The organism is Lyngbya sp. CCY1209, from assembly GCF_035615495.1.
Lineage (GTDB): Bacteria > Cyanobacteriota > Cyanobacteriia > Cyanobacteriales > Microcoleaceae > Limnospira.
In genome coordinates this window covers 1-25666 of the sequence record NZ_JAJENU010000227.1, presented here as the reverse complement: position 1 = coordinate 25666, position 25666 = coordinate 1, and the positions used below count along the sequence as shown (strand labels likewise).

The window sequence follows — 25666 nt, the reverse complement described above, 5'->3', positions numbered from 1 at the left end:
TTGACGGACTGGTCAACCGAAACGTGCGATCGCCTTAAAAATGCGATCAAACTGACAGATCGGGCTAAAATTGATGAGAGTCCCACCCATCCAGAGCAGAGCATGAAACCCATCCGATACTCGTTCAGGCGGCGCTTTTGGTTATTTGCGATCGCCCTATCGATCCCGTGCACCCTATTCGCCCATCAAATTGACACGACTCCGGCGACAGAAACCCCCTTTTTAGTCGATACCGAAGCGGGAACCGTCTGGAGAATTTTCGGTCTGGAAATTGTCGGAAAAGTCACCGGCGAACAGACAGATGGTAAATACGCCGTCGTCGTCACTGCCACCCCCCCAGAAGGCGGGCCTCCCCTGCACGTCCACACCTACGAAGATGAGTTATTCTACATTCAATCGGGGATCTACGAATTCCACCGTGGGGATGAAAAAGTCATTGCAGAAACAGGGGATTTAGTACACCTACCCCGAGGCATTCCCCACCGGTTTCGGAATATTGGAACGGAGACGGGGGTGACGATGAATACCATGATTCCCGCCGGTTTCGAGCGATTTTTTATCGAAGTCGATCGCCTGCCCAAAGATCGGCCCCCGCCGCGATCGCAGATCGAAGAAATTGCCGGTCGCTACGGCCTGCGGTTTTTACCCGAATCATAGGAAACCCCACATTGCCAAGAAACCGGGTTTCTACCAGAGTCGCTCCTCCCTCACCCGATTGTCCCGAAGAAACCCGGTTTCTACTTCCCACCCGATGACCGCTACACTAGGTCAATGTAAGATCACTCGGACTGAATGACCCGTGCTAGACGAACAAGCGAAAACAACGATTCTGCGTAAAATGCCCCACGCCCTCTACATCTGCGGCGTGAAGGACGGCGAGGAGATCAACGGCTTCACCGCCAGTTGGGTGATGCAATCCTCCTTCAAACCCCCCCTGGTGGTCAACTGCGTCCGCAACGACTCCAAATCCCACGCCATGATCGAGGCCAGCGGGGTCTTCTCCCTCAGCTTCCTGGAACTCGGACAAAAGGACATCGCCCAGAAATTCTTCAAACCCCAGCGTTTGGTGGGCAACAAATTTGAGGATCTCGAATTTCAACTCGGCGAAACCGGCTGTCCCATCCTCTCCGACTGTCTGGGTTACATCGAGTGCAAGGTCGTCGGCAGCGTCAAAGAAGGCGATCACTCCGTCTTCGTCGGAGAAGTCATCGCCGCCGGTGTCCACCGGGAGGGAGAAATTCTCAACCTGGCCAGCACCGGCTGGAATTACGGCGGCTAAGAATTGGGATGTGGGGTGTGGGGTGTAGGGGCAACCTGATACGGTTGCCGGTTCCCATTCCCCATTCCCCATTCCCCATTCCCCATTCCCCATTCCCCATTCCCCATTCCCCATTCCCCATTCCCCGCACGCAGCACGAGCAATTCTTGCGGTAGAACACAGTTCAGACAAGCGAACCATGCCTTTAATTAAAGTCAAAACCTCCATTCCCCAACCCGAAAAATCCGACGTGGAAAGTTTGCTCAAAGATCTCTCGGCATCCCTGGCCAAGCACCTGAGCAAACCGGAATCCTACGTCATGACGGCCTTCGAGCCGGACGTCCCCATGACCTTCGGGGGAACGACAGACCCGGTCTGTTACATGGAAATCAAGAGCATCGGCAACATCACCCCCCAGACGACCAAAGCCATGAGCAAGGATTTCTGCGAGAAAGTGGGTGCGGCCCTGGGCGTTCCCGCCAATCGGATTTACATCGAATTTGCCGACGCCGAGCGATCGATGTGGGGCTGGAACGGCAGCACGTTCGGATAAACTAGGGTGTCGGGAAGAATTGACCATTGACAATTGACAATTGACCATTGATTTTTGGTCTCCCGACTCCCAATTCCCGATTCGGGTCCGCCAAGGAACCCTCCGCCGCGAAGAACGACTCAACTTAGAGATTCTTTACAAAAGAGAAGGCTGTGATAGTATCTGGGTGGATTTGCAGGACCAATAGAGGCGACAGAGCCTCGTGTCCGTGGTGGAGGAGATTCCAGGAGTGCGCGATCGCATGGCATTAGGATATTCAAGCGTTGGTTCCGGTCGGGGTCAACTCGACCCCCTGCGGATTGGGGTCATTGGTGTGGGCAACATGGGGCAGCATCACACGCGGGTCCTCAGTTTGCTCAAGGATGTACGGCTGGTGGGGGTTTCCGATATCAATGTCGAACGGGGACTCGACACCGCCAGCAAATATCAAGTTCGTTTTTTTGAAGATTATCGAGATCTGCTCGAGCACGTCGATGCGGTGTGCGTGGCGGTTCCGACTCGCCTGCATTACTCCGTCGGGATGACCTGTCTGAAGGCGGGGGTGCACGTCTTGATCGAAAAACCGATCGCGGCGAGTATTTCGGAGGCCGAATCCCTCGTCAACGCGGCGGCGGAATACCAGCGAATTCTGCAAGTCGGACATATCGAGCGGTTCAATCCGGCCTTCGGGGAACTGAGCAAAGTTCTGAAAACCGAGGAGTTGTTGGCCCTGGAGGCCCACCGGATGAGTCCCTACTCCGACCGGGCCAACGATGTCTCGGTGGTGTTGGATTTGATGATTCACGACATCGATTTATTGTTGGAGTTGGTCGCCGCCCCGGTGGTGAAACTGACGGCCAGCGGCAGCCGAGCCTCGGATTCGGGTTATCTGGATTATGTGACCGCGACGTTGGGATTTTCCAGCGGCATCGTCGCGACACTCACCGCCAGCAAAGTCACCCACCGGAAGTTGCGATCGATCGTCGCCCACTGCAAAAACTCGCTGACGGAGGCGGATTTTCTCAATAACGAGATTTTGATCCACCGCCAAACGACGGCGAATTACGTCACGGATTACGGCCAGGTTCTCTACCGCCAGGACGGGTTGATTGAAAAGGTTCACACCAGCAATATCGAACCCCTCCACGCCGAGTTGGAGCATTTCGTCAGTTGCGTTCGGGGGGGAAATCAGCCCTCGGTGGGCGGCGAACAGGCTCTCAAAGCCCTGCGGTTGGCGAGTCTGATCGAACAGATGGCCCTCGACGGCCGGGTTTGGAACCCCCAGGATGCCGGATACCATCTCAGTTCCCCGACGGTTCAGATCAATTGACCATTGATAATTGACAATTGATAATTCAAAACATTATCAATTGTCAATTGGATGGGGAAAAAGAATCAGGGATTTTAACAACAAGGAAACTGTAACCAGAGGAGCGCCCACTGTTATCAATCGGCTCAAACACCGATAATTGTGAATTAATTATCAATGATCAATTATCAATTAAACGATCGCTCACCAGTCGATTGCCTTCGGGACTCAGGTGGATGTGATCTCGGTAGAGGGTTTCGGGTTGGGGGTGGTCGTTGAAAATCGGCAGAAAGTCGATGTATTCGATATTTTCCGTTTCGGCCAGGGATTTGAGGCGATCGCGGGCCTTGAGTTCGTAATCCTTCGGACCCGGTTCGCCGATTTCCCGCCGCAGGGGAGTCATGGCGAGTCGGAATCGGGCGTCGGTTTGGGTGGCGATCGCATTGATCTCCCGGATGGCATCCAAATTGTAGCCCACCGGGTCCCGGGGCACTGCGACGGGAGGGGACGATTCCGGCGGCGGTTGGGACGGTGCGAAGCGATCGAAAACCTCTACAATCGCCAGGGGGGGTTTGCGATCGGGATAGTTGCGATCGCGCCCCACCACGGACGGATCGGGCGGTTTGGAAAACAGGTCGTCGGTATTGATCACCAACACCACCGTCGAAGCGTCAAATAACCCGAATTGTCGGACGTAGGCCAACTGATTCGGCGGGCCCCAGGAATTGGCCGAAGCGTTGAGCACTTCCACCGCCTCCCCCTTTTGACGCTTCTGGGATAGGGACGCCATCATCGCCGGGATGGTTTCGTCCTGGTCCGTCCACCACCCCCCGTTGACGATGGAATCCCCCAGTACCATCACCCGCAGGGTGTCGGGGTCGGGGGCCGGCCGGAGCGAAGATCCGCGCATGGAATATTCGTTGATCTCGACCCGGTTGCCCATCCGCCGCGTCCGCTGAGACGGCGCGAGCAAATAGCCTATCTTCTCGTCAGCCTTGTAAATCGGGGGGTTCCCGAACCCGAACAGCAGCCGCAACCCGATTTCCAGGAGTGCGATCGCGCCGAGAACCCCAACCACGACAATCAGCAAAATTCTCACCAATAACCTCCTTCCTCGCCCGAAACACCTGGGAGTCAGGGCCAAGAGCCGGGGTAAATCCCCAATCCCTAATCCCCGATGGACAATTCCCCGCACCCCGCACCCTGCACCCTAATTCTTCCATCCTGTCACGGGAACCGATAAAATTCTAAAATATATGGTTTTGAACTGTTGTGAGCTGAATTGCCAACCCGCCTTTGCCAAGCCTGCGGCTCGGACCTATGGTTTATAACATTTTGGTGGTTTAAGGTAAACCCGTGGACTTAAATCAAATCTTCAACACTGACAATCCAATTATTGGTGTCGTCCATCTGCTGCCGCTCCCGACATCTCCCCGATGGGGGGGAGATCTGAAAGTGGTGATCGATCGCGCCGAACAGGAAGCCACCGCCCTCGCCTCTGGGGGGGTGAACGGAATCATCGTCGAGAACTTCTTCGACGCCCCTTTCGCCAAGGAGCAAGTCAACCCGGCGATCGTCAGCGCCATGACCCTAATCGTCCACCGCCTGATGAATCTGGTGACGCTCCCCATCGGCATCAACGTGCTGCGAAATGACGCCCAGAGCGCCCTGGCGATCGCCTCCTGCGTGGGCGCACAGTTCATCCGCGTCAACGTGCTCAACGGCGTGATGGCGACCGATCAGGGCCTGATCGAGGGCAACGCCCACGAACTGCTGCGCTACCGCCGGGAATTGGGCGGCGACGTCAAAATTTTGGCCGACGTCCTGGTCAAGCACGGCCGGCCCCTGGGGTCTCCCAACCTGACGACGGCCGTCCGGGAAACCACCGAGCGGGCGCTGGCCGACGGCATCATCCTGTCGGGCTGGGCGACGGGAAGCCCCCCCAGCCTCGAAGATCTCGAACTCGCCCGCACGGCGGCGGGGAGTACCCCCATCTTCATCGGCAGCGGGGCGAACTGGGAAAATATCCCCACCCTGATTCAAGCCGCAGACGGGGTGATCGTCTCCAGCTCCCTGAAACGCCACGGCCGCATCACCCAACCCATCGACCCGAGTCGCGTCGGCCAGTTCGTGGATGCCATGCAACGGGGACTCAAACCGGGCGATCCGTCCCAGTGGACCGTGCCATCGGAGCCGGAATTCCCGGTCAAAAATCCCCGGCCCTGACCCGAAAAGGGGAGCGCCCCCGGACATTCGGCTACACTGAGAAACTGAGAAGTTCAACTCACCTGTATTTGCACCCAGTCTGTTATGGTTCCCAGTCCGTCTGCCCCGTGGATTTATCGTCATTCTCGGACGCTCATTTTTGCGATCGCCACTCTCGGCGCGATCGAAACCGCCTATTTGACGGGGGCGAAACTCTTGGGGCGATCGGCCATCTGCCCCACCCAGGGATGCCACGACGTCCTCAACAGTTCCTACGCGACGGTTTTCGGCCTGCCCATCAGCCTGTTCGGGTTTTTGGCTTACCTCGGCATGGCCGCTCTGGCCGCCGCCCCCGGGCTGGCTAACCCCGACAGTCAAAAAGCCCTGCGGGCCCAATTAAACCGCTGGACTTGGTGGCCGATGTTCGGTCTGGGGACGGCGATGGCCGTGATGAGCGGGTTCTTGATGTACCTGCTGGCCTTTGAACTGCACGCCCTGTGCCCCTACTGCATCGCCTCGGCGACGTTTTCCGCCACCCTATTTCTCCTCACCCTCGTCGGCCGCTCCTGGGAAGATTTCGGACTGCAAGCCCTGGTCGGGGTGGCGGTGACGATGGTGGCTCTCGTCACCGTCCTCGGCGTCTACGGGGGTTCCCCGACCACCGCCACCGAAACCGCCCAGCTCGCCAGTCGCCAGATTACCACCCCCTCCGGGCCGGCAGAACTTTCCCTCGCCCGCCACCTGAAGCAGATGGGGGTCAAAACCTACGGCGCCTATTGGTGCCCCCACTGCTACGAGCAGAAGCAACTGTTCGGCCGTCAGGCTTTTTCCATGTTGGATTACGTCGAATGCGACCCGAAGGGCAACAACGCCCGACCCCAACTCTGCCGCGACGCGGGAATCAAAGCCTATCCCAGTTGGGAAATCGACGGACAACTTTATACCGGACGGCTGGCATTGGAAGAACTCGCCCAGTTGTCGGACTATCAGGGACGGCAAGATTTTATCGGAAATTTGGGTTTAAAATCCCGTCCTTAGAGAACGCCATCCCATTGCCCATTCCCCATTACCTGCCCGCCGCGCCACACCGATCGCCCACAACGAGATCGGCAGTGCTATAACAGAAAGTGGAAGGGCATCTACGTCGATTCAAAGTCGGTGGAAAGGAAGTTCGGGAACAGCGCATCGAAGGTTTCCGAAACGGAAGCTCGCCGAACTTTCAGGCGATCGCGAGTTCTCCGGAATGGCTATCGTTCCGGAAGAAAACGTTTCATACATTGAGATGAACGGCTCTCGAGATCGAACGACTCGCCGGGTCGGGTGAATCTATGGCAGCCAAAAGGCAACAACTCCGGAAACCAAGGAGAAGAAAAAGAGTTCACCGTCTCGGTTTGAGCATCATGACGATCTCGGAACCGCTCCGGCGGTTGCTATCAATAACAATCCCTGTTCAGAGGTGGCAAAAGCGATCGTATGTTTAGAATCTTCAAGGGACTGGCTCCTTCCCCGATCAAAAAGTTGGCATCTCTGAAACACAAGTTGACAAGGCGAAAGCACGTTTTTGTCACTTCGTTGGGGGTCGGATCGGCGGTCATTTTGCTGAGAGTTTTGGGGCTGTTGCAAATCTCCGAATTGGCGATTTTTGACCTTTTTATCCGCCTGCGTCCCCTCGAAGCCCCCGAGGATCGCATCGTCATTATCGGGATCGATGAGAAGGATTTGGCGACATACGGTTTCCCAATTTCTGACAAAATTTTAGCCGAATTGTTGCAAAAAATAAATGCGGATCGACCCCGGGCGATCGGTTTGGATTTATATCGAGATCTGCCGGTCGAAACGGGGCATGAAGCGTTGAATCAAGCCTTTGAAACCATCCCCAACTTGATCGGCATCGAACTGATTGAAATGCCGGCAGCTCCCGGAGTTGCACCGCCTCAGATTCTCGCCGATCGCGACAAAATCGGATTCAATAATTTTGCGGTTGATATCGATAGCCGGGTGCGTCGAAATCTGTTATTTGCCGGCAATTCCGAGGGGGAAGTCCGGCGGAGCTTTGCCCTCCAGTTGGCGACCATCGAGCTGGAAGCCCGGGGCTTGACGCGGGAGCTCACCGACAATCAAGAGGTGAAATGGGGAAATATCGTTTTTCCGAAATTTAGACCCAATGACGGACCCTACATCAGAGCGGACGATGCCGGTTATCAAGTGTTGGCGAATTTTCGGAATCCCCGGGGTGGGTTTAAAACGGTTGCCATGCGGGATGTGATGGAGGGGAAGGTTTCTCCCACTGTGTTCCGCGATCGCATCGTTTTGATCGGCCAGACGGCTTTTAGTATCAAAGATCTGCACTTCACCCCCTACAGCAGCAGTTTATTTCAGCAGCCGAAGCGCCAGTACGGGGTCGAACTTCACGCCAATTTTCTCAGCCAAATTTTGACGGCCGTTTTGGACGGACGGACGCTGATTTATGTCTGGCCGGAGGCGGTCGAATGGCTGTGGATTTTGGGCTGGTCGGGGGTGGGGGCCTGTTTGTGTTGGAAATTGCGATCGCCTTATCGTTCGACAACCATGATTCTCCTCATCGGCGTCGGGATTGTCGGCGGCGGTTACTTGGCACTTCTGGGGGGTTGGTGGGTCCCTGTCTTTCCCCCCCTGCTGGCCCTCGGTGGTTCGGCCGTGGTCGTCATGGCTCACCTGGCACATTTGCAGGAGGAATTGAAGCGATCGACCGATTTTTTAAATAGCGTGATCAATACGATTCCCGACCCGATTTATGTCAAAAATAAAAACCATCAAAAAATTGTCGTCAACAAGGCCTACGCCCGCCTGGTCGGCCTGCCCGCGGACAAAATTCAGCTCCGGACGGACTACGAATTATTTTCCCGGTCGGAAGCGGACGTTTTCTGGGGGCAAGATGAGCAGTCTTTTCACACCACTTGGGAATTGGAAAACGAGGAAAAATTGACCGATTTTTATGGCAAAGAACACTGGATCGCGACGAAGCGATCGCTCCACAAGGATGCCGCGGGCAACCAATTTCTGGTCGCGGTAATCCGCGATATTACGGAGCGGAAAAAATCCGAAGCGGCCCTCCGCAGCCGCGCCGACCTCGACCCGCTCACCCATTTGCCCAATCGCAAACTTTTTGAAGAACGTTTGACTCAATCCCTGCAGTGGGCCGACGCTCAAAATAAATGGGTCGCCCTGCTGTTTCTCGATCTCAACCATTTTAAAAGCATCAATGATACTTTGGGACACTTGGTCGGCGATGCCCTCCTCCAGTTGGTGGCCGGACGCCTGCAAGACTGTCTGCGGGCCAGCGATACGGTGTGCCGCCTCGGCGGAGATGAGTTCACGGTTATTCTTCCCGGGATTCCGAGTCAGGCCGACGCGGCCCGGGTCGCCGACAAAATTTTGGACAGCATCGGCCAAGATGCGGAAGTTGAGGGACATCTGCTGCGGGTGAGTACCAGTATCGGCATCGGCTTGTATCCCGTTCACGGCCGCGATCGGGAAACTTTGATCCAAAAGGCGGACGGCGCCATGTATCGCGCTAAACGGCAATATCCCGGCGGGGGGTACGAATTTGCCGAGCCTTGACCGTGGCGTTGGGGCTTTCGGGATCGAGACGGCGGACTTGCTGTCGGTTGGTTCCCTGGGGTATATTAAGGGTTGGGTATTTATATCGTTAAACTTAACAATTCTTAACATACTCCCAATCCTTGACAATGGGCCGCTCTTGCCCTTGTCAATCGGATCGACACGCGCTTCGGGGAGACATCCGTAAAATCACTGAGTATACTGAGAGTGAAACAGGGAAAGGGACCGGCTAACCGACCGGCTATCAAGCGATCGAGCTAACAGAGGTTTATCCGCTATGGGGTGCTTGCTCAAACTGACAACTCTCTTCGCCCTCGCGATCGGGATTCAACTCAATCTGGCGATCGCCGTCCGGGCTGAAACCGAACTGACCCAAGGCGAAACATCTACAATTTGTCTGACTCCTTTCGACTCTTCCATCTGCAACCAAGATCCGCCCGTGAACGGCGTACCCGACGGAGACGCGGGGGGGAGTCGGTAAATCTGTCCGGCTGAGTCTCGTTTTCACGAACCCGACCCGTGAAACGTGGGGAGGGGTTTGTCTGCCCAATTTATCCTTTTTTCAGGCTTCTTGTCACCCCTAAAAGTTTATATTAATTGCCCATTAAACACCGCCCAAAGCTTGTAGCCGTTCTCGACAGTTAGTTGCCCACTCTATATTTCCCAATTCTGTATAAAGCTTTTCAGCCTCCTCAAAAAAACCCCCGATCGCCCTAACAAAAAGTCAGAACAATCGGGGGCAAAACACGCTCATAAAAACCGAAAATTAGAGCTGTTTCACTTCCGAAGCCAACTTAGCAACCATGTCCTTGGCGCTGCCAAATAACATCATGGTTTTATCCTTGTAAAACAGATCGTTATCAACCCCCGCAAATCCAGTGCTGAGGCTGCGCTTGATGACGATCGTGTGCTTCGCCCTGTCCACATCCAAGATCGGCATCCCGTAGATGGGGCTATTCTTATCCTCCCGCGCCGCCGGGTTCACCACATCATTCGCCCCGATCACCAAAGCCACGTCGGTCTGGTCGAATTGGGGGTTGATGTCGTCCATATCGTACAACTGCGGGTAAGGCACGTTCGCCTCGGCCAGCAAAACGTTCATGTGTCCCGGCATCCGTCCGGCCACCGGGTGGATGGCATATTTCACATCCACCCCCAGAGATTCGAGCATATCCACCAATTCCTTGACGGAGTGCTGGGCCTGGGCGACGGCCATCCCGTAACCGGGAACAATGACCACGGAGCGGGCGTAACCCAACATCATCGCCCCCTCTTCCGGGTCGATGTTGCGGACGGTTTTATCCGTCGCACCGCCGGAACCCGACGCCACCGCCGTCGAGCCCTCTCCCGTGCCGAACCCAGCAAACAGGACGTTGGTGATGGACCGGTTCATCGCCTTACACATGATGATGGTGAGGATGATCCCGGACGCCCCCACCAGGGCACCGGCGATGATCAGCAGGTTATTCATGACCACGAAACCCGCCGCGCTCGCCGCCAAACCGGAGAAGGAGTTCAACAGCGAGATCACCACCGGCATATCGCCCCCGCCGATGGGGATGACGAACAGCACCCCCAGCACCAGGGAAATGCCCACCAAACCGAGGAAAACGGGGACGTTGAAGGGGGATACGCAGATGTAAACGCTCCCCGCCAGAAACGCCACCAACAGGGCGACGTTGAAGGGCTGTTGCAGGGGGAAAAGAATCGGGGAACCGCTCATGATGCCCTGCAATTTGGCGAAGGCGATTAGGGATCCGGTGAAGGTGACGCCCCCGATCAAGACCCCCAGGACGGCGGTGACGGTGGTGGGCAGGGGGGGGGAGTCGGCCGTGGCGAGATACCGCCAGAACTCCCCGACGGCGACCAACGCGGAGGCCGCGCCGCCGAAGCCGTTGAACAGGCCCACCATCTGGGGCATGGCGGTCATTTCCACCTTGTAGGCGGCGATCGCACCGATGGCAGACCCGACGGCGATCGCGATCAAAATCATGACGTAATTCAAGACCTGCTGATTCAGCAGGGTGGCGACGATCGCGATCAGCATCCCGATGGATGCCAGCAAATTTCCGTCCCGGGCAGTCGCCGGAGATCCCAACTTTTTCAGTCCGAAGAAAAACAGGGCAACCGCCACCAAATAACTTAACTCGATGCCCGTCGGCAAAAAGGTACTCATGCCTTAGCCTCCTTTTTCTTGAACATTTGCAGCATCCGGTCGGTGACTAAAAAGCCACCCACCACGTTGACAGTCGCCAGCACGACGGCGATTAAACCGAGAATCACGGTGATGCTCCAATTCTGCTCCCCGGCAACGATCAGCGCCCCCAAAACGGCAATTCCGGAGATGGCGTTGGCGCCGGACATCAGAGGCGTGTGCAGCGTCGGTGGCACTTTGGTGATCACCTCAAATCCTGCAAATGATGCCAGGACAAAAACAAATAAAGCGGAAATGAGTGTTTCTGTCGTCATATGTGCGAAATGTGTTGTTCGTGAATGATGAAATCGATGTCGGTCGGGTTATCCTTTCCCGCCGCCGAACTGATATCCTGTCCGCTCAAATCGTTTGGATCGAACTATTTTTTTGATCGGAAATCTGTTGCGATCGCTGATTGCCACAACTCGATCGGGCGGGGGATCGGAGAAGGGCTCAATGGCGGTTGGATGGGGCTTATTGACCCACCGCGACCCCCAAAGCCTGCTTCACCCGTTCCGAGCGAATTTCGCCGCCGTGGGTGACGCAGGCGCCCTCGATGATGTCGTCTTCAAAGTTGAGGTCGAGTTCCCCTTCCTTCGTGACCATCAGCTTCAGCAAGGCCGAGAGGTTTTTGGCGTACACCTCGCTGGCGTGGACGGGCATGGAGGCGGGCAGGTTGATCGGGCCCATGATGGTGACGCCGTTTTTCTGCACGTTCTTACCGGCTTCGGAACCCTCGCAGTTGCCGCCCTGGTCGCTGGCCAAGTCCACGATCACCGATCCGGGCTTCATTTGGGCCACCATGTCGGCGGTGACAAGGACGGGGGCCTTTTTGCCGGGAACTTGGGCCGTGGTGATGACGACATCAGAAGCAGCGACGTGTTCGGTCAGGACTTCCCGGGTGCGCTGTTTAGCCTGCTCGGAGATTTCCTTGGCGTAGCCGCCCTCGGCGACGGTATCTTCTTCGAGGGTGACATCGACAAATTTGGCCCCCAAACTCTGGACCTGCTCCTTCACTTCCGGGCGGATGTCGAAGGCCTCCACGATCGCCCCCAGACGGCGGGCCGTCGCGATCGCCTGGAGCCCCGCCACCCCGGCGCCGAGGATCAGTACCTTAGCCGGCCGGATGGTGCCGGCGGCGGTGGTGAGCATGGGGAAGTATTTGGGCAGGTTAGCCGAGGCGATCAGGACGGCCTTGTACCCGGCGATGTTCGCCTGGGAGGACAGGGCGTCCATGCTCTGGGCGCGGCTGGTGCGGGGGACCATCTCCATGCTCAGGGCCGTCACCCGGCGATCGCTCAATTTCTGGATCAGGGCCGGATCTCCGAGGGGATTCAGGAATCCGATCAAAATTCCCCCTTCCCGCAATTTGCCGATTTCGTCCGGTTCGGGCGGACTCACCTTGAGGAGGACGTCGGCCTCCCCCCAAAGTTGGCCGGAGTCGGCGATCACTTTCGCACCGGCTTCCTCATAGAGGGCGTCGGAGAAAAAAGCCTTTTCCCCGGCCCCGGCCTCGACACAAATTTCGAGGCCCTGTTTGACCAGTCGGGCGACCACATCGGGGATGAGGGCGACGCGGCGTTCATTAACAGCCAGTTCTCTGGCGATCGCAATTTTCATACACGCTCCTTGCTGTCTAGGATTCACTTCGGATGGGATGATACAGGAGGAATTCGTCTCGATGGGGTTGGCAAATTTACTGGCTTCAAGTCGCCGGGGCCAGCACCGGGGGCAGCTTGGCGAAATGGAGGCGATCGGGTCAATTCAACTTCTCATGCTGGATGGCTCGACACGGGACTCTCGGTTGTGTCAAAATGAGTTTCTAATTTTGCATCCTATATGGGAATCATCTCGCTCGATTCAGATCTTTAACTTGTCTTTATGTAGTTCAGAATTACCAGACAAAATCTCAAATTGTTACAGGAGTGAATATTATGATGCGCCGTTTGCTATCCGGGTTCGCCCTCGCCGGCTGTGTGTTAGCCGGCTTTCCTACCCTCACCCTCTCCCAAGGAACGCCGGGGATCACCATCTTCGGCGGCCCGGAGCGGGCCAACCTCCTCAACTTCTACCTGCAAAGCGGCCAAGCCGGCCGCTGGGACCGCTACAAGCTGAGAATCCCCGCCAACAAATTAAACTTGGCGGTGGCCCTGGTTTCGATTTCCTACCCCGACTATTACGAAGGGAAATTCGACCCCGACCGCATCGAAATCCGCATCGGCGGGGAATCCATCCCCCTGGATGAGGTGGTCTGGGACGAAGAAAACCACTTCATCGAAATTTACCCCGCCGAACCCATCCCGGCCGGCCAGAAACTCGAAATCGTCCTGTCCAACGTGAAAAATCCCAACTTTGGCGGGATGTACCACTTCAACGCCAACATCCGCACCCCCGGGGATGTGCCCATGTTACGGTACGTCGGGACTTGGGTGTTGAGCATCGACTAATTAGATCGAGGCAGGGGAGGCAGGGGGGCACAGGAGGCGACCGGAGGCGACCGGAGGCGACCGGAGGCGACCGGAGAATCTAAAATCTAAAATTCCCCGCTCCCGACTCCCGACTCCCGACTCCCGACTCCCGACTCCCGATTCCCGACTCCCAGCCTGTGATAAAATTGTGGATTGTGATTTTTAAGATCGACTGGGAGGATTGACAGATGGCTCAACAGACGCTGAAGGGGACGAGTCGGAAGCGGAAGAGAGTCTCCGGTTTTCGGGTGCGGATGCGGACGCGCAACGGCCGCGCCGTGATCAAAGCCCGACGCAGCAAAGGCCGCGCCCGGCTGTCCGTCTGACATTCGGGTGTCGGGGATAGGGCGAAAATCGAGAATCGGGCGAGTCAACTCGGCCCGATGCATTTAAAATTGTCATGTTGCCCCAGGCGAATCGACTCCGCAATCGGAAGGATTTCAAAGCGGTTTACACTCGCGGCGTGCACCGCAAAACCCCCCATCTGACGCTGAGGGCGCTGAAGCGACCCGGCCCGGAACCGGACGGCGAAGCCGAAAGGGCGAGTCGGTTCGGGATTTCCATCAGTCAGAAAGTCAGCAAACGGGCGGCCCGCCGAAATCGGATCAAACGACAAATTCGAGCCGTCCTGCGCGAGTTGCTGCCCCACATTTCCCCCGGTTGGGATGTCGCGATCGTCGTCAAACCGACGGCGGTCGGGTGCAATTATGCAGAATTTCTGCAAGAATTAGAACAGTTGTTAGCACAGGCAGAGGTTTTAAATGGGCATTCGGGAGGAGAGCTTTTATGAAGGCGGCCCCCACATCGGAGATTTGATTCTCAACGTGTTGATCGGATTTACGGTGATCGGCCTGCCCCTGACCGTGGGGGCGATCGTGCGGGCGCTGTGGCTGCGCTACCGGATCACCAACCGGCGGGTGTCCGTGATCGGGGGTTGGATGGGGCGCGATCGCACCGATGTCGTCTACTCGGAAATCGTCAGCATCGCCAAAGTGCCCCGGGGGTTGGGAATTTGGGGGGACATGGTGCTGACCCTGAAAAATGGAAATCGCCTCGAACTCCGAGCCGTCCCGCGATTTCGTGAAATTTACGACTACATCAGCGAGAAGATTGCCCAGAAACAGGGGCGGGCGCCGGGGGCGATCGGCCAGTGAACCGCACCCGCGATCAGCCCCCCGAGACGCGCCCGGTCAATTCTCACCCACGGTGTCATCCGCCCGGGATTCTAAATTTTGTATAAATAATCAAGCAGCTAGGTTAACTCTTGACGCATGGACTTTGGTATTGGGTTTCTCTCGAACAATTTGATGTTGCCGATCCTGGATTTCTTTTACGGGATCGTGCCGAGTTACGGGTTGGCGATCGTCGCCCTGACCCTGGTGATCCGCTTCGCACTCTACCCCCTCAACGCGGGGTCGATCCGGAATATGCGGCGCATGAAAGTGACGCAGCCGCTGATGAAAGAGCGGGTGGACAAAATCCAAAAGCTCTACAAAGATGACCCCGTCAAACAGCGGGAGGAGATGAGCAAAGTCTACAAAGAACTCGGAAATCCGCTCTCCGGCTGCTTTCCCCTGCTCCTCCAGATGCCCATCCTGTTCGCCCTGTTCGCCACACTGCGGGGATCACCCTTCTCCGATGTCAACTACACCGTTGACGTGCAAATTTTCCCCCAGGAACAGATCGAGCAAATTCAACCCCAAATTTACAAAACCAAACCCCAGAACGTCTACGTCGCCGACGGCGTGCATTCCTCGGTTTTAGCCGTCATTCCCAACGGCAACCGCCTCGCGGTCGGACAAAAAACCCAGCTCCAATTTGAAACGGCCCAGGGCGAGAACCTGCGATCGCAGCTCGCCACCTACGAAGATGCCAAAATCGAACCCCACTGGACGATTACGAACGGGGAAGATAAAGTCCGCATCGACGATCGCGGCAATTTGGTCGCCCTCGAAGCCGGGGAAGTCACCGTACAAGGGACGCTCAAAGGCATCGCCGCCGACAAGGGCTTCCTGTTCATCGACGCCCTGGGACGGGTCGGTGCCTTCGACGACGACGGCAAAATCCACTGGGATATCGTGGGCATGATCCTGGGATTCGGGATCAGCCTGTACCTCAACCAAGTCCTCTCGGGGCAAAATCAGGCGTCCGGCGCCAACCCCCAACAGGATACGGTCAACAAGCTGACGCCGGTCTTATTTACGGGGATGTTCTTCTTCTTCCCCCTGCCGGCCGGAGTGCTGCTGTATATGCTGATCGCCAACATTTTCCAAACGGTGCAGTCCTTCATCCTCTCCCGGGAGCCGCTGCCGGAAAATCTCCAGAAAATCGTCGAAGAGTCCAACGCCAACGCCAAAACCGGCGGTAAAGGCGACAAAAAAGACAAGAAAGGCCAGAAAACAGAAAGCGGACGGGCTTCCCTCCCCTTTGAACCCGGACATCCCAAGAAAAAAGCGTAAGGCGAGCAATGGATCAGACTCAAATCGATCCGGCCAAAGCGTGGCTGGAACAACTTCTTAAACTCGGGGGCATTTCGAGTAACGTCGTCCCTTCGGAGGTCGAAGAGGCCTGCTGGCTGACCATCGAAGACACATCTTTGACCCCCGAACAGATCGCCAAGTTGATCGGGGCGAACGGCGAAGGCCTCGATGCCATGCAGTACCTGATCAACACCATCCTCAACCTGGGGAAAGAAGAAGGTGCCCGAACGGCTTACACCGTGGAGTTGAACGGATACCGATCGCGCCGCTACCAAGAACTGCGAGCCCTGGCAGAAAATACCGCCACCCAGGTGCGGCAGACGGGGATCGAGTTGGAAATCAAATCCCTCTCCTCCGTCGAACGGCGGCTGATCCACAATATCCTCAAAGACAGCGAGGACATCGAAACCTACAGCCAGGGCACCGAACCCGATCGCCGCCTGGTGATCAAGATGAAATCCTGAATATCATTGCAAATGGAAGCGGGGATTCGACCACTATGGAGTCCATTTACATCCCTCACCTGCTCAAAGCACCCCGGCGGACGGTGGAATTTCAGTTCGAGGAATTTCTCCCCGGTTTGGAAACCCTGACCCCCGTGCGGGGCCACCTGCGCGTCACCTACAAGACCACCTTTTTGGACGTGTGGGGGCGGGCCGAGGCGATCGTCACCCTCACCTGCGATCGCTGTCTGAAGCAGTACAACCACCGCCTAAAAATCGACACGTCCGAACCCCTGTGGTTGGATGCCTCAGCCGATCGCTCTCAGGGGGGAGAAGAAGTCGAGGTCGCCTTTGAAGACCTCGTAGAAACCCTCTCCCCCAACGGCCATTTCGATCCCGGCGATTGGCTGTACCAACAACTGTGTCTGGCCCTGCCCCAACGCCAACTCTGCGAGGGTCCGTGCGAACCGCCCAAATCCTCGACGCCGGACTCCTCGGAATCCGGCGTTGATCGCCGCTGGGCCGCACTCGAAGCCCTGAAGCAACAACTGTCCGGCTAGTTTTTGGGGGAGTCGGGAGTCGGGAGTCGGGAGTCGGGAAAAATTGACAATTATCCATGAATTTTCCGGCGACCGTCGCCCCAACAACAAATAATCTGCGACCATCTGCGAAATCTGTGGACAAACATCAATGACCCAATTCAGCCAGGAGTTTGAACTGCTGCTGCGATCGCGCTACCCCCTAATCTACATTCCCACATTGGAGGAGGAGCGCGTCGAACAGACCATCAAACAGGCCGCCAAAACCCAAGGAAACCGGGCCGTCTACGTCTGGGATTTCGTCGAGGGGTATCAGGAAGGCAACCCCAACGATATCGGCATGGCGACCCGCAACCCCCTGCAAGGCCTGGAATTCGTGGAAAAAGTCCCGGACTCCACCCCCGCCATCTTCATTTTTCGGGACTTCCACCGATTTTTGGAGGATATTTCCATCTCCCGGAAGATCCGCAACCTAGCCCGACGGCTCAAATCCCAGCCCAAAAATTTGGCCATTATTGCCCCCCAAATCGCCATCCCCGAAGACCTGAGCGAAGTGCTGACGGTGCTGGAGTTTCCGCTGCCCGATCGCGATACGATTTCCACCGAGGTGGAACGGCTGCTGACGGCGACGGGACACCGCCTGGAACCCCGGCTGCTGGACGAGATGGTGCGATCGTTCCAGGGCCTCTCCATCGAGCGCATTCGGCGCATCCTCGCCAAAGCGATCGCCACCCACGGGGAACTCCAACCCGACGACGTGGAACTGATCCTGGAAGAAAAGCGCCAAACCATCCGCCAGACCCAGATTTTGGACTTCTACCCCGCCCGAGAAAATATCTCCGACATCGGCGGCCTCGACAACCTCAAGGACTGGCTGCTGCGGCGGGGCGGGGCCTTTTCCGAGCGGGCGAGACAGTACGGCCTCCCCTACCCCCGGGGGTTGCTGCTGGTGGGGATTCAGGGGACGGGCAAATCCCTGACCGCAAAAGCGATCGCCCACCACTGGCACCTGCCCTTGCTGCGGTTGGACGTGGGGCGGCTGTTCGCCGGGTTGGTGGGGGAGTCGGAGTCCCGCACCCGCCAGATGATCCAACTGGCCGAAGCCCTGGCGCCCTGTGTCCTCTGGATCGACGAAATCGACAAGGCCTTCGCCGGCGCCGACGGCAAGGGCGACGCGGGGACGACGAGCCGGGTGTTCGGGACCTTCATCACCTGGCTGGCGGAAAAAACCTCCCCCGTGTTCGTGGTAGCCACGGCTAACAACATCCAGGCGCTGCCGCCGGAAATTCTCCGCAAGGGGCGCTTCGACGAAATCTTTTTCGTCGGGTTGCCCAACCAGGACGAGCGCAAGGCGATTTTCGAGGTGCACCTGACCAAATTGCGGCCCCAGGGCCTCAAAAATTACGATCTCTCCCGCCTCGCCTACGAAACCCCCGATTTTTCCGGGGCGGAAATCGAACAGAGTTTAATCGAGGCCATGCACATCGGCTTCAGCCAAAACCGGGACTTCACCACCGAGGATATTTTGGAAGCCGCCAGCCAGATGGTGCCGCTGGCCCGGACGGCCCGGGACCAGATCCAACTGCTGCAGGATTGGGCCGCGGCTGGGAAAGCGCGGATGGCGTCCCGGCAAGATAGCCTCACCCGGCGTCTTCAGGGGTAAAATCGGCTATGATATCCATGCACTTGGACTGTTCGCGATCGCATGACCATCGGCACTTCTCGCTCTATGAACCTATACGGCATCTTTAAGTTTCTCGTCGGGTTTATCCTCGCCCTGCTGATTTTGGCGGGGGCGAGTATCGCGGCGGCGCTGTATTTTGCCGCCCGGTTGACGGAACTCCCCGAACGGCCCACTTTCTCCAACGACAAACCCGCCACCACCGCGGCCACCACCGCGGCGGAACCGGCATCGAACCCCGCACCTGCGCCCGAACCCACGCCGGAATTGGAGGAGGGGGCCTACCGGGCGATCGTGGTTCAGCCCATCGGGCTGATTCTCCGGGACAGCCCCAGCCTCGATGCCAACCGCATCGGTGGTATAGGATACGAAGAAGAAGTGATCGTTTTGGAAGAGAGCGCAGATCAAGCGTGGCAGCGGGTTCGGGTTCCCGATGATGACGAGCGCACCGGTTGGGTGAAGGGCGGCAACACGGAAGCGATCAATTAATCCGAGCCGCTTTTTGGGCGGACAGACGCTCTCGGGGTGTGGGGAAGAATCGATAATTGATCATTAACTTTTCTTCTCCCGACTCCCCCCTCGGATCAGTTAGATGCCAATCCTGGAATGATCAAAAATACAAAGTCTCGGGATAGATCGCCAAAAAAAATCTTCGGTACGATCTAATTTCGACCCCGAACTCTCATCTGTATGTTTTTTACTTGTATCAAGATTGACAAATTTTTGACAAGTCGCACGTTCGTGTGTCGTTCATTTGTGTGACTGGCAAATGATTCCAATGAAATTTGTGCAAATTCTCGCCTCAAAAATGATATTCCGATCGTTCAATCCTCCCACGAAAATCACGGTCTTTTCCAAACCTTAACCTGACCGTCCCAGTCGCCGCTGAGAATGGTTTGACCGTCGGGAGAAATACCGATCGCCGTGACGTAACCCGTATGTCCCCGCAAATTTCCCCGCATCTCCCCGGTGCTCAAATCCCAAATTTTCACCGTCCGGTCCCAACTGCCGCTGACCAAAGTTTTGTTGTCCGATGCGATCGCCACGGACCACACCCCGTCCCCGTGTCCGGCGAGACGGCGGATCGGCTGTCCCGTCCCCAACTGCCACAGGGCGATCGTCCCGTCCGCACTGCCGCTGGCGAGAATTTCCCCGTCCGGACTCACCGCCAACGACAACACCGATAACTCGTGTCCCTCCAAGGTGCGGATCGCCTCCCCGGTTTGCAAATTCCACAGGCGAACTGTGCTGTCCCGGCTTCCCGTCGCCAAAATTTGACCGTCGGAACCGATCGCGATCGCCCCCACCAGTTGAGAATGTCCCGCCAGCGATCGCAACAGTTGCCCCGTTTCCACGTCCCACACCTTCACCGTCCCATCCCAACCCCCACTCGCCAGGGTTTGGCCGTCGGGACTCAACGCGATCGCCAACACCGCGTTGGAATGCCCTTCGAGGGTCTGTTTTGGGGAAAATGTCCCCGTTTCCAGCCCCGACGGCAGATCCCAAATTTTGATCGCCCCGTCGTCCCCCGCCGTCGCCAATATATTTCCGTCCCGACTCACCGCGATCGCATTCACCGCCCCGGAATGGGCCGGAAACGACGCCCTCAACCCCCCCGTCCCCAAATTCCACAGGGAGACGCTTCCATCGCTGCCGCCGCTGATGCCGTAGGAAGCCGTTACCGCGATCGTCATCACCTGTCCCGACTCCTCCCGCAGACTCGCCGCCAAAGCAAACCCCCCGTCAGAAGAGACATTTTCAGCCGGAGAAATCGGAAGGGATGCCGTCACGGTGGGCGTTTCTTCCTCCGTCCTTTCCGGCGTTGCCGTGGGCACCGATGGCAACGTCGCCGTTTTTCGCCAATCCAAAAAGCGATTAATTTCGATCGCGGCGGCCGCGATACTATCCGGATCGAGTCCGAACTGGACGATGCCGTTGATGCCGATCAGGTTCCCCCGTTCGTCCAACACCGGGCCCCCGCTCATGCCACTACGGACCAGGTTCGTATAAACTAAACTGTAACCCTGACTCCCTTGTTGGCGGTGCGTCACCTCCCCGGCGGTGCTCAAAAACAACCGCTGTCGCAAACTGCCCCCCGATCGCGGCCACCCCGCCACGTAGACTTTGGAGCCCACACCCACGCGATCGGAGTCGGCAAAGGTCCCCACCCGATACCGCTGCGAACTGGTGAAGGGGACGATCGCCAAATCCAACTCCGGTATCCGTTCGATTAAACTGTAGTAGACGAAATGTCGCTCTCCGTCCGGCGTCACCACCTCGTAATCCCCGACCCGGTTGACGACGTGCCAGTTGGTGAGGACGTAGTAAGTATTGCCGGATTTTTCGACGATCGCCCCCGATCCGCCCCGGGGCCCGTCGATGCGGACGGTAATTTCTCCCGCGATCGCGTTAATTTCGCCGGGGGTGAGGGCGGCGGTGTCAGTTTCGGCCAAAGTCGGCGTCGCGAAGCCGTTTTGGGAGATACTCAGTAACAGCAGTCCCGTCCCCTGCAAGGTGATAGCCAGAAGGGTGGGGAGGATAGGTTTGAGGTTCATCAATGGTTTGTCGGGATGGGGCGCGCGCACTACATTTCTTCGCGTCGGAACTCCTCCAAAACCCGCATCAGATCCCCCACGACGGCGGACGGAATCAGGCTGGCTAGGGGCACCCCCGTTTTTCCTCCCCCCAACTCGACGGAGATACTTTGGAGGACACCAACGACTTGACGTTCTTCGACATCCCCATTTTCCAACATCGGATACAGTTGTTCGGCGATGGTAGTGTGAAGGTGGGCGTCGGCGAGGTACAAATGCCACTTGGCGATATCGATATAGACATTTTCGCCGATGCTGGCGGCTAGTTTTTCGATCGCGACAGTGTTGCTGGAACTGGACATCTTGAAACTCCCGTGAGTGAGGACTATTATCCGATTTTGTTGGATTCTAGCTTAACATCGGGCGATCGTCCTTTCCCTCAATCTTGGGTGGGGGATGGGAAGGAATCATCGCATCAGCCGATCCGAGGGATGGGAACCCAGATTTCTCCCTTCGATTATAATATGATTTTGTAGGATGCGTTAGCGAAGCGTAACGCATCGCCCCATCATTTCAATCACTCAAAAAACATGACCCTCACCCCCCTAGAACCCCCAGCCAGATTACAACCCCAAGGAGAGCGACGGGTGGTTTTTCGTGGCATCGATTGGGAGGGCTATTTGCAAATATTGGAAATCTTACCCCAATCTCGGGGATCTCGCTTGATCTATGATAACGGAATACTTGAAATCACCATGCCCTTGGAAGATCATGAATTTGCCCGCTGTTTGATCGAGCGATTTATTGTCATTTTAGTCGAATTATTGGGGCTACCCATGAAGACGATGGGATCGACCACCATGAATTATCCAAAATTCAAAAAAGGGGTGGAACAAGACAACGCTTATTACTTTCAAAATCAGCCCTTGGTGAAGGGACGCAATGTAGATTTTTCCCAAGATCCGCCGCCGGATTTGGTGGTAGAAGTGGATATTACAAACACGGATATCGCCAAAAATCAGTTTTACGCGAGTTTGGGCGTGCCGGAATTGTGGCGATTTGACGGACAGGTGTGGCGGATTTATCAGTTGCTGTCCGGGGTGTATCGGGAATGCGATCGCAGCCCCACGTTTCCCCAAGTTCCGAAGGAATGGCTTTACGATTTTCTGACCACAGCCAGAGAGGATGAAGTCGGGGCGATGCGGGCTTTGAGACGGCGTTGGCAAACCCTCTATCCGGAGTCTTCGGACCGGTGAGAGAGAGAAAAGCGATTGTGTAATAAAGCCAACTCTGTTCTCGGATTTTCTGGGCTTCTTTAACCCGAATTTCTCCAGACATGAATGGGATAAAAGACGATCGCTTTTCGTCAATGATAGTCCCCAACCCCCCATTTAAAGAAACTGAGGGGTCAGAACCGGGGTGTCAGAAACGGGGTTTTTCCCTCATTCTTTGCTGGGGGACGGGGCCGAATAATCGGCGATCGCAAAAATGTAAATGGCGTGAATCAACAACAGGGAAGCCCAACCGCCCGTCACCCACACCGCCCAGGGCCAGGTGGCTTTGGCGAGATTGTGAAAAAACCACAGTCCCGAATTGCAGGCGGCGAAAATGGCGACGTGGACGGCAAAATTCATGCGATCGTCCAGACGGCGGAAGGCGGGGTCTTTGCGATCGGGTTCGCGGGGCCAACGGGGAGGCATTGAATTGATATCCTCAACACTTGTTCAACCCCCTATTTTAGTGGCAATTGGGGCGAATTGTTTGCCCATTCTAATTATTATCATCCACCAGAACCGCGTTTGAATTGGGCCGGATCTGGGAACCGTACCGCCGCGTCCAGATTTTCGTCAGTTCCGCCCCCAACAGAAAAATTTGGGCGGAGTAGAAGATCCACAGCAGGAGGACGATAAAAGAACTCGCCGCCCCGTAAGCCGAGGCGACTCCGGCGTTACCCAAATACAACCCGATCAACGTCCGGCCGATAATGAATAAAACGGCGGTGATCGCCGCCCCGACTCCCACATCCGCCCAGGCAATTTTAACGTCCGGCAAGACCCGATAAATTTGTCCGAATAACAGGGTGATTAGAATAAAAGTGATGACATTATCGGTGATAGACCACACAAGAGTTGGCACGGGAATAACCTGTCCCAACCAATCATTAATTCCGGAAAGAACCGAACTGACGATCAGAGAAAGTAGCAGGATAAAACCGATTCCCAATACCATGAAAATGGCGAGGATGCGGCTGCGGATGAATCCCCAGATGCCCTGTCCGGGTTTCAATTCGACTCCCCAAATGATATTTAACGCCTGTTTAAGTTGGGCGAAAATTGTGGTGGCTGCAAAAATCAGTGTGGCGATACCAATCAGGGTCGCAATGATGCTGGAACTGGGTTCAAATTGACTTTGAATGACATTCTGAATCACTTCGGCCCCCTGTTCGCCCATCACCTTCGTGATTTTGTCCACGACTTCTTCTCGGGCGGTCGCTTCGCCGACAATAAAACCGGCGATCGCGATAATTATCACCAACAGGGGGGCGAGGGAAAAGACCATGTAATAGGCGAGGGCTGCCGCCAGGATGGGAACTTTGTCTTCTTGCCAAGCGGCCAGAGTTTCTTGGAGGATACTTTTGATGGTAGTTAGGTTCACGGCCGGAGTCCCGGTAAACAGCGGTAATGGCGGGCGATCGCCCCACTCTTCTGGAGTGCTAGAATGGCTCGTATCTGAGACTATAGCAGTTTTCCAGATTCCGCAACTGTCAATTGATAGAGTTTCCTGAAAATTGCCCGGGAGAGCGATCGCTTGAAATCATCTGTCGGGGATGGGGACAACAATTGATGACACCGCCATCAATTTTTTTACCAATCATTGAATTATGGTCTATAATAGGTCGAAATTTTGGATTCGAGATGCGATCGCCCCGATGAATACCAAACCAGCCAAAACGGTCATCGATCTATTTTCCGGCGCCGGGGGGATGTCCTGCGGCTTGGAAATGGCGGGTTTCGAGTGTTTGTTGGGTGTGGATTTCGACAAGGCAGCGATTCAAACCTTTCAAGCCAACCATCCGAATGCAAAAACCATTTGCGGGGATTTGTTGGAAATTTCGACATCTGAAATTCGGGAATTGATCGGCGATCGCAAAGTTGACTTGATCTGCGGCGGCCCCCCCTGCCAGGGATTTTCCACCATCGGTGCCAACGATCGCAACGACAAACGCAACTTCCTGTTTCGGGAATTTCTCCGAGTCGTAGATGACCTAAAACCCGATTATATTATCGTCGAAAACGTCACCGGATTGCTATCCAGAAATAACGAAAATACCCTAAAAGCCATCCTCGGCAGTTTCATCGATTTGGGATATGCGATCGATGTGCGGGTACTCTCCGCCCACCATTACGGAGTCCCCGAAAAGCGGAGACGGACAATCTTTCTGGGCAATCGTTTCGGCGTCAAAAATCTCTATCCAAACCTGCAATTTCAAGACAACGAAGCCGATTTACAATTCCTGCCCCCCGCCCGAACCGTCGGCTGGGCGTTCGAGAATTGGTTGGAAGATAACGGAGAATGTCACAATCACGATATCGAAAAAGCAAAAATTTCTAATCCCCTAGAACGCCGCAGACTCCGCCACATTCCGGAAGGGAAAGAAATCCGCTACGAACGCGATCAAACCGCCTATTTACCCCCCGAACTGTGGTTCGATGTGGACTGGAAAACGCTGCGGGAAGAACGGTTTCGGGAAGCCAAACTGAAACGCCTCGATCGCGATCGCTGTTCTAACACCATCAACACCAGCCGCACCACCTACTATCATCCCACAGAAGACCGCTATTTGACCCCCCGGGAGGCGGCGGCGATTCAATCGTTCCCCCCCCATTTTATCTTTAAAGGCACCCTAACCCAGCAGTGGCGACAAATCGGAAATGCCGTTCCACCCCTGTTGGCGAAGGCGTTGGGGGAGGCAATTTTAAAGTTGGATGACTCTCGGAAAGACTGCGATCGCATCGGCAAAATCCGAGATATTAAAGACATTCGCGCCCAAGCCTTTAATTATCGAAATAATGACTCTAAATCTCCGGAATTCGTTCAACTGAGTTTGTTTTAAACAAGTCAAAAATACCATAATAAAAATTGCCAATTCATTGTCAATATAGCTTGCAATGAAACAATTAAACCCATACCGCCAGTTGATTCAGAAGGTGCTGGCGGAACACAGTCGATACAAACTGTCTTACGGGGATCTCGAACAGTTTACAATCTACGATACCGAGAACGACCCCGATCAACTGACGACGGTGGCTTGAACGGCGATCGCGGCGTATTTAGTTGTTTAACTCATAGCGTAGCACAGGCATCTTGCCTGTGAATAGCGTAGCACAGGCATCTTGCCTGTGAATAGCGTAGCACAGGCATC

Annotated in this window: 28 protein-coding genes; 20 read left to right on the top strand and 8 right to left on the bottom strand. The window is 55.9% G+C overall.

The genetic code is table 11. The annotated features are described in order from the left end of the window. The 4 genes from LKE08_RS05110 to LKE08_RS05095 all read left to right on the top strand — a co-directional run bounded on the left by LKE08_RS05110 (window position 1) and on the right by LKE08_RS05095 (window position 3120). A complete protein-coding gene (locus tag LKE08_RS05110) occupies window positions 1-657 on the top strand; it encodes a cupin domain-containing protein (protein ID WP_324703116.1) in 657 nt (218 codons plus the stop codon). A gap of 142 nt (window positions 658-799) precedes the next feature. Beyond that, window positions 800-1279 (top strand): flavin reductase family protein, encoded by a 480-nt coding sequence (locus tag LKE08_RS05105; RefSeq protein ID WP_324703115.1) that lies wholly within the window; start codon window positions 800-802, stop codon window positions 1277-1279. A 178-nt stretch (window positions 1280-1457) separates the two neighbouring features. Continuing rightward, window positions 1458-1811 (top strand): phenylpyruvate tautomerase MIF-related protein, encoded by a 354-nt coding sequence (locus tag LKE08_RS05100; RefSeq protein WP_324703114.1) that lies wholly within the window; start codon window positions 1458-1460, stop codon window positions 1809-1811. A 241-nt stretch (window positions 1812-2052) separates the two neighbouring features. After that, complete coding sequence (locus tag LKE08_RS05095; protein ID WP_324703125.1) at window positions 2053-3120, top strand: Gfo/Idh/MocA family oxidoreductase; 1068 nt, start codon at window positions 2053-2055, stop codon at window positions 3118-3120. A gap of 160 nt (window positions 3121-3280) precedes the next feature. On the opposite strand, the gene LKE08_RS05090 is transcribed toward LKE08_RS05095, so the two are convergent. Further along, window positions 3281-4201 (bottom strand): SGNH/GDSL hydrolase family protein, encoded by a 921-nt coding sequence (locus tag LKE08_RS05090; RefSeq protein ID WP_324703113.1) that lies wholly within the window; start codon window positions 4199-4201, stop codon window positions 3281-3283. Between the two features lie 254 nt (window positions 4202-4455). Here LKE08_RS05090 and btpA point away from each other — a divergent pair, with 254 nt between their 5' ends. The 4 genes from btpA (at window position 4456) to LKE08_RS05070 (ending at window position 9385) form a co-directional block, all read left to right on the top strand. After that, window positions 4456-5325 (top strand): photosystem I biogenesis protein BtpA, encoded by an 870-nt coding sequence (gene btpA, locus LKE08_RS05085; RefSeq protein ID WP_324703112.1) that lies wholly within the window; start codon window positions 4456-4458, stop codon window positions 5323-5325. Between the two features lie 84 nt (window positions 5326-5409). Continuing rightward, window positions 5410-6342: a vitamin K epoxide reductase family protein gene (locus LKE08_RS05080; RefSeq protein WP_324703111.1), complete on the top strand. Its 933-nt coding sequence runs from the start codon at window positions 5410-5412 to the stop codon at window positions 6340-6342. Between the two features lie 435 nt (window positions 6343-6777). After that, entirely contained in the window at window positions 6778-8904 is a 2127-nt protein-coding gene (locus LKE08_RS05075; RefSeq protein WP_324703110.1) for a CHASE2 domain-containing protein, read from the top strand. A 277-nt stretch (window positions 8905-9181) separates the two neighbouring features. Further along, window positions 9182-9385: a hypothetical protein gene (locus LKE08_RS05070; protein WP_324703109.1), complete on the top strand. Its 204-nt coding sequence runs from the start codon at window positions 9182-9184 to the stop codon at window positions 9383-9385. 285 nt (window positions 9386-9670) lie between these two features. On the opposite strand, the gene LKE08_RS05065 is transcribed toward LKE08_RS05070, so the two are convergent. The 3 genes from LKE08_RS05065 to LKE08_RS05055 all read right to left on the bottom strand — a co-directional run bounded on the left by LKE08_RS05065 (window position 9671) and on the right by LKE08_RS05055 (window position 12718). Continuing rightward, a complete protein-coding gene (locus LKE08_RS05065; RefSeq protein WP_324703108.1) occupies window positions 9671-11080 on the bottom strand; it encodes an NAD(P)(+) transhydrogenase (Re/Si-specific) subunit beta in 1410 nt (469 codons plus the stop codon). Next, entirely contained in the window at window positions 11077-11373 is a 297-nt protein-coding gene (locus LKE08_RS05060) for an NAD(P) transhydrogenase subunit alpha (protein ID WP_324703107.1), read from the bottom strand. Before LKE08_RS05060 ends, LKE08_RS05065 begins: the two co-directional genes overlap by 4 nt. A 199-nt stretch (window positions 11374-11572) precedes the next feature. Then, window positions 11573-12718, bottom strand: a complete 1146-nt coding sequence (locus LKE08_RS05055) for a Re/Si-specific NAD(P)(+) transhydrogenase subunit alpha (protein ID WP_324703106.1) — start codon at window positions 12716-12718, stop codon at window positions 11573-11575. A 317-nt stretch (window positions 12719-13035) separates the two neighbouring features. On the opposite strand from LKE08_RS05055, the gene LKE08_RS05050 reads away from it, so the two are divergent. The 9 genes from LKE08_RS05050 to LKE08_RS05010 all read left to right on the top strand — a co-directional run bounded on the left by LKE08_RS05050 (window position 13036) and on the right by LKE08_RS05010 (window position 19198). Next, window positions 13036-13545: a DUF2808 domain-containing protein gene (locus tag LKE08_RS05050; protein WP_324703124.1), complete on the top strand. Its 510-nt coding sequence runs from the start codon at window positions 13036-13038 to the stop codon at window positions 13543-13545. 209 nt (window positions 13546-13754) lie between these two features. Continuing rightward, window positions 13755-13892, top strand: a complete 138-nt coding sequence (rpmH, locus tag LKE08_RS05045) for a 50S ribosomal protein L34 (protein ID WP_324703105.1) — start codon at window positions 13755-13757, stop codon at window positions 13890-13892. 74 nt (window positions 13893-13966) lie between these two features. Continuing rightward, complete coding sequence (rnpA, locus tag LKE08_RS05040; RefSeq protein ID WP_324703104.1) at window positions 13967-14356, top strand: ribonuclease P protein component; 390 nt, start codon at window positions 13967-13969, stop codon at window positions 14354-14356. Continuing rightward, window positions 14328-14720, top strand: a complete 393-nt coding sequence (locus LKE08_RS05035) for a PH domain-containing protein (RefSeq protein ID WP_324703103.1) — start codon at window positions 14328-14330, stop codon at window positions 14718-14720. Before rnpA ends, LKE08_RS05035 begins: the two co-directional genes overlap by 29 nt. 117 nt (window positions 14721-14837) lie before the next feature. Beyond that, window positions 14838-16025 carry a membrane protein insertase YidC gene (yidC, locus tag LKE08_RS05030; protein ID WP_324703102.1) on the top strand — a complete coding sequence of 396 codons (1188 nt, stop codon included), beginning with the start codon at window positions 14838-14840 and terminating at the stop codon, window positions 16023-16025. An 8-nt stretch (window positions 16026-16033) separates the two neighbouring features. Beyond that, window positions 16034-16510, top strand: coding sequence for a R3H domain-containing nucleic acid-binding protein (locus tag LKE08_RS05025; protein ID WP_324703101.1), 477 nt, complete (start codon window positions 16034-16036; stop codon window positions 16508-16510). A 35-nt stretch (window positions 16511-16545) separates the two neighbouring features. Beyond that, complete coding sequence (locus LKE08_RS05020) at window positions 16546-17049, top strand: YceD family protein (RefSeq protein WP_324703100.1); 504 nt, start codon at window positions 16546-16548, stop codon at window positions 17047-17049. Between the two features lie 130 nt (window positions 17050-17179). After that, entirely contained in the window at window positions 17180-18691 is a 1512-nt protein-coding gene (locus LKE08_RS05015; protein WP_324703099.1) for an AAA family ATPase, read from the top strand. A 66-nt stretch (window positions 18692-18757) separates the two neighbouring features. After that, on the top strand, window positions 18758-19198 hold the full coding sequence (locus LKE08_RS05010; protein WP_324703098.1) for an SH3 domain-containing protein: 441 nt from the start codon (window positions 18758-18760) through the stop codon (window positions 19196-19198). 353 nt (window positions 19199-19551) lie between these two features. Here the strand turns inward: LKE08_RS05010 and LKE08_RS05005 are convergent, their stop codons facing one another. Beyond that, the gene (locus LKE08_RS05005; RefSeq protein WP_324703097.1) at window positions 19552-21264 is read right to left on the bottom strand and encodes a trypsin-like peptidase domain-containing protein; all 1713 of its coding nucleotides are present in this window, start codon (window positions 21262-21264) and stop codon (window positions 19552-19554) included. Window positions 21265-21293: 29 nt separating this feature from the next. After that, window positions 21294-21605 carry a DUF3181 family protein gene (locus LKE08_RS05000; RefSeq protein WP_324703096.1) on the bottom strand — a complete coding sequence of 104 codons (312 nt, stop codon included), beginning with the start codon at window positions 21603-21605 and terminating at the stop codon, window positions 21294-21296. Between the two features lie 228 nt (window positions 21606-21833). Between LKE08_RS05000 and LKE08_RS04995 the strand changes: the two genes are divergently transcribed. Further along, entirely contained in the window at window positions 21834-22499 is a 666-nt protein-coding gene (locus tag LKE08_RS04995) for a Uma2 family endonuclease (protein WP_324703095.1), read from the top strand. Window positions 22500-22685: 186 nt separating this feature from the next. On the opposite strand, the gene LKE08_RS04990 is transcribed toward LKE08_RS04995, so the two are convergent. Both LKE08_RS04990 and LKE08_RS04985 read right to left on the bottom strand, forming a co-directional pair. Further along, window positions 22686-22943: a 2TM domain-containing protein gene (locus LKE08_RS04990; RefSeq protein WP_324703094.1), complete on the bottom strand. Its 258-nt coding sequence runs from the start codon at window positions 22941-22943 to the stop codon at window positions 22686-22688. Window positions 22944-23013: 70 nt separating this feature from the next. Then, a complete protein-coding gene (locus LKE08_RS04985) occupies window positions 23014-23898 on the bottom strand; it encodes a YihY/virulence factor BrkB family protein (protein WP_324703093.1) in 885 nt (294 codons plus the stop codon). A 226-nt stretch (window positions 23899-24124) separates the two neighbouring features. On the opposite strand from LKE08_RS04985, the gene LKE08_RS04980 reads away from it, so the two are divergent. Both LKE08_RS04980 and LKE08_RS04975 read left to right on the top strand, forming a co-directional pair. Continuing rightward, window positions 24125-25357 (top strand): DNA cytosine methyltransferase, encoded by a 1233-nt coding sequence (locus tag LKE08_RS04980; protein WP_324703092.1) that lies wholly within the window; start codon window positions 24125-24127, stop codon window positions 25355-25357. Between the two features lie 55 nt (window positions 25358-25412). Further along, on the top strand, window positions 25413-25556 hold the full coding sequence (locus LKE08_RS04975; protein WP_324703091.1) for an element excision factor XisI family protein: 144 nt from the start codon (window positions 25413-25415) through the stop codon (window positions 25554-25556). Window positions 25557-25666 lie beyond the last annotated feature (110 nt).